Below are 4,957 nucleotides of genomic sequence, written 5' to 3' on the forward strand. Positions count from 1 at the left end.
GTATGGGTATATACTTTATTTTAACCCAAAAGTCAAGATTAAAATTTAAAAATAAAAAAGATATACTAAGCTTTTTTGGTAGTTTTTAAATATTAGGCGTGGAGGATATTTAAGGAGATTAAGATGAAGAGAGTTGGTAAAAATATAATAATTTTTTAAAGGAGGTATTGATAAAATGTTAAAAAAAGCTTTAATTTTAAGCTCTATAACTTTAACCTTAGTAGCTTGTTCAAATAGCAATCTGAAAACTTCCTCGGCAGAGCCTATTGCTACTGGTATTAGCCAAAACTATGTTACAACAGACAAACAGTCAGAAACTTCTCCAAATGCTGGTATTGAAAAAGCAATTTTAGAATATTATAACTTACAGAGGGGAGTAGATACCATTTATTACTCCTATGTAAAAATAGATTTAAATAATGATTCTGTTCCTGAGTATTTTGTTTACGCCTATGGACCGATGTTGAGTGGTTCTGGTGGGGCTTCAGCACTGATTTTAAATAGTGATTATAAAGAGGTTTCTAACTTCACTTTAGTTCAGACTCCAATTATAATAAGTAAACATAGAACAAAAAATTGGAAGGATATTCTAATGAATGTATCTGGTGGTGGGGCAACTCCAGCTACTGTAATCATGAAATTTGATGGGAAAAAGTACCCTTCCAATCCATCATTACAACCAGCTTTAGGTCCTCATGACTATATAGAGGGCATAAAAATATTTAATAAAAATACATCTATAGACCAAAGTTTTAAAATAGAATAACAAAATGAGTTACTACTACCTCAATAGAGGATAGAGATTCTCAAACAAAGAGGATAAAAAATTTGACACCTTTAAAAAAGTATGATATTCTACATATGAAATCGATACCATAAAGGAGGGGAAATTAAAATAGCTACAATAAAAGATGTTGCAAAATTAGCTGGATTATCAGTTTCAACAGTTTCCAGATACCTAAATAATCATCCCTATATAACTGATGAAAAACGAAAAAAAATACAAAAAGCTATGGAAATTTTAGATTATGTACCTAGTTCTGTAGCCACAACTTTAAGATCTAATAAAGGAAAAACAATTGGAGTTTTAGTTTCTAGAATAACAAATCCTTATTTTTCATACTTAATAGATGCTATAGAAAAAGTAATTAAATCTAAAGGCTATACACTTATAATTGTTCAAACATATGATGATGAAAATGCAGAATTTAAAATGCTCGAAATGTTAAAGCAAAAGATGATTAATGGACTTATTATGTGTTCTGTGGAAAGTAGTAGTAATATTATTGAATACTATTGTAAATACGGTCCAATAGTTACCTGTAACCAGAGAATTGATAGCTCACAAGTTCATCAAATAACAATAGATCAAGAAAAAATCACATATGAAGCCATCAAATATTTATTTTCAAAAGGATATAAAAAAATAGCTTATTGTACTGGTGGAAGCTTTTCTTTTAAAAGTCATGGATTTTTAAGAAACAACGGGTTTAAAAAAGCTATGGAAGAAAATAAAAAACCAATAGATCGTAGAGATATTTTCGAAAATATTCATACCATTGAAGATGGATATAAAATAGCTGATATTTTAGTAAAAAATAGTGATGAAAATTGGCCTGATGTTGTATTTACAGGAAGCGATGAAGTCGCTAGTGGACTTATAGCAAAATTATTAGAATATGGGAAAAAAATTCCACAAGACATCGCTGTAATGGGATTTGATAATCAACCATTTTCTAGTATGGTAGCTATCCCTATAACAACAGTTTCTCAGCCTATAGAAGCTTTAGGTAGAGAGTCTGCAAAATTAATATTAAGCTTACTAAATAATGAAGAGTATAATGTTAAAGAAGAGGAGTTAACTTTTAAAATAATAGAGAGAAAATCTGTTTAAACAGATTTTCTTTTTAAATATTTATGAAATCGATATCATATAGGAGGGGTAAAGTGTTAAAACGATTGTGGTGGAAAGAGGAGGTTGTTTATCAAATCTATCCAAAAAGTTTTTATGATAGCAACAAGGATGGAATTGGAGATATTCAAGGAATAATTGAAAAACTTGATTATTTAAAAAAATTAGGAGTAACCTCTTTATGGATATGTCCTATATTTAAATCTCCAATGATAGATAATGGATATGATATTTCAGACTATATTGATATTCAAGAAGAGTTTGGAACAATGAAAGATTTAGATACTCTTATTGGAAAATGTAGAACTTTAGGAATAAAAATAATTTTAGATTTAGTTGTAAATCATACATCTCATGAGCACCAATGGTTTAAAGAAGCTTTAAAAAATCCAGAGGGTCCATATGGAAATTTCTATATTTTTAAGAATGGAAAAAATGGAAAAGTGCCAAATAATTGGAGATCAATATTTGGAGGAAGCGTTTGGGAGCCAGTTCCCGATAGAGAAAATTTATATTATTTTCACACTTTTCATAAAGGCCAACCTGATTTAAATTGGGAGAATCCAAAACTTCGTAGAGAAATTTATAAAATGATAAATTGGTGGCTTGAAAAGGGAATCGGTGGTTTTAGAATAGATTCTATAACTTTTATAAAAAAAGATCAAGATTACTTAGATTCTGAAGTTGATGGGAAGGACGGACTTAGTAGTGTAAAACACAAAGGAAGAAATAGACCTGGTATTGAAAAGTTTTTATATGAACTAAATGAGGAAACTTTTGAAAAATATAGATGTGTTACGATTGGAGAAGCACCGGGTGTTCCATATGAACAATATAGTCAATATATTGGTGAAAAAGGATATTTTAACATGATATTTGATTTTAAATACGCCGATATAGATGTTGAAAATGGAAGTGAATGGTTTAGAAGAACTATGTGGACTGTTAATGAACTAAAAGAGAAAATTTTTAAAAGTCAGGAAGTTTTTCAAAAAATTGGCTGGGGAGCTAACTTTTTAGAAAATCATGATCAACCTCGTTCTCTTACTAAATATATTAGGGATGAAAAATATAGAAATCATATTGGGGCAAAAGCTTTAGGATGTCTATTTTTTTTCTTAAAGGGAACTCCTTTTATCTATCAGGGACAAGAGTTAGGAATGGAGAATTTCACTCGTGAAAGTATCAATAAGTTTGATGATGTTTCAAGTATAGATAACTATAATCGTTCTATCCTTGAAGGATATTCAGAAAAGGAGGCATTGAATTTTGTAAATTTACGTTCTAGAGATAACGGTAGAACACCTATGCAATGGGATAACTCATCTTTCTCAGGGTTTACAAAAGGAGATAAAGTTTGGCTTGGTTTGACTAACTCTTTAGATATAAACGTAGCTAATCAAATAGAAGATAAAAATTCAGTTTTTGTTTTTTATAAAAAAATGATTGAGCTAAGACAAAACTCTAACTATTCAGAGGATTTAATCTATGGAGATTTTGAACAAATTTATAGCGAAGGGGACGTAATAGCATACAAAAGAGGAAAAAATATTGTATGTCTTGTTAATTTAGGTGCTTCTACTCAAAATATAAAATTAAAAATCGGGAAAATACTTTTAAATAATTATGATACATTAAAAATAGACGAAGATAATATAATTTTAGAACCATATCAAGGAATTTTAATAACAAAAGGGGAGTAAAATGAAAATGGATGCTAATTTAAAAATAGCTGAGGCTATTTTAAAAATTATAGGAAAAGAAAATATTATATCGGTAACTCATTGTGCAACAAGACTACGTTTACAAGTAAATAATAGAGAACTAATTGACGATACAGCTATTAGTGAGATTGATCAAGTAAAGGGAGTTTTCTACACAGCTGGTCAGTATCAAATTATTTTAGGAACAGGAATTGTAAATAGAGTTTATGGAGCTCTTATGGAAAAATACTCTTTCAATGAATCTACTAAAAGTGAGATGGAAAAAAATGGTTCAAATGTTATTCAAAGAGCAATAAAAAATGTAGCTGATATTTTTGTACCAATTATACCTATTATTGGTGCTACAGGATTATTTTTAGGTTTAAAGGGTGTTTTATTAAATAATGTTGTTTTAAAAACTATATCTTTATCAAATGACATGCTTCCTAAATGGGTGCTTGCTATGAATACAGTTTTAGCAGATACAGCTTTTGCTTTTCTAACCGCTTTCATATGTTGGTCCACTTTTAAAAAAATGGGTGGAATGCCAATTATAGGTTTCTTGATTGGATTGATGTTAGTTTCACCTGCGTTACCTAATGCTTATGGAGTTGCTTCAGGTGATGTCCAACCTATCTTGGCTTTTGGTAAAATAGCTTTAGTTGGCTATCAAGGATCTATTTTAACAGCTTTAATAACTGGAGCTATTGGAGCCTCTTTAGAAAAAAGATTACGAAAAATTATGCCAAATTCAATGGATTTAATATTTACACCATTTTTGGTTATAGCTATATCAGTTATTATTGCACTTTTTGTACTTGGCCCTGCAGTTCACTCTTTTGAAAAAGGAGCAATAAATATAATTGAAATATTTTTAAAGCTCCCTCTAGGAATTGGTGGATTACTTTTAGGATTTTTATATCCTATCTGTGTTATGACTGGAATGCATCATGTTTTTATAATGGTTGAAACATCACTTCTTGCTACAACTGGCTTTAATCCACTGATAACAGTTTGTGCAATGTATGGATTTTCCAATGCAGCTGTTTGTTTAGCTCTAGGATTAAACTATAGAAAGTCTTCACAAAAAGCTGCTGCAATCTCTGCAACTTCCACTCAGCTTTTAGGAGTTAGTGAACCGGCTCTCTTTGGAGTAGTTATGAGACAAGGAACAAAAGCTATTGCAATAATGGTAGCAAGTTCAGCACTCGGAGGAATGATATTGTCTCTACTAAAAGTTCAAGCTAATAGCTATGGTCTGGCTGTCTTACTTTCTCCACTTATGTACATGTATAACCCTTATCAGTTAGTTGCTTATTTAAGTACTGGAGTCTTTATATTT

General features: G+C 30.1%; 4 protein-coding genes. All 4 read left to right on the plus strand.

What is annotated here, in order from left to right:
- Positions 1 to 175: 175 nt before the first annotated feature.
- The gene (locus tag ACMOUI_RS05860) at positions 176 to 766 is read left to right on the plus strand and encodes a hypothetical protein (RefSeq protein WP_418964798.1); all 591 of its coding nucleotides are present in this window, start codon (positions 176 to 178) and stop codon (positions 764 to 766) included.
- Between the two features lie 138 nt (positions 767 to 904).
- Complete coding sequence (locus tag ACMOUI_RS05865; protein WP_418964801.1) at positions 905 to 1,894, plus strand: LacI family DNA-binding transcriptional regulator; 990 nt, start codon at positions 905 to 907, stop codon at positions 1,892 to 1,894.
- 53 nt (positions 1,895 to 1,947) lie between these two features.
- Positions 1,948 to 3,615, plus strand: coding sequence for an alpha-glucosidase (locus ACMOUI_RS05870; RefSeq protein ID WP_418964799.1), 1,668 nt, complete (start codon positions 1,948 to 1,950; stop codon positions 3,613 to 3,615).
- Position 3,616: 1 nt separating this feature from the next.
- Positions 3,617 to 4,957: PTS transporter subunit EIIC (locus tag ACMOUI_RS05875; RefSeq protein WP_418964800.1), on the plus strand; the 1,341-nt coding region annotated here is incomplete at its 3' end.

The organism is Cetobacterium sp. (assembly GCF_048470075.1).
Lineage (GTDB): Bacteria > Fusobacteriota > Fusobacteriia > Fusobacteriales > Fusobacteriaceae > Cetobacterium_A.

Excerpts from the sequence above, each read along its gene's own strand:
- ACMOUI_RS05860 (WP_418964798.1), top strand. The coding sequence starts at position 176 with ATGTTAAAAAAAGCTTTAATTTTAAGCTCTATAACTTTAACCTTAGTA.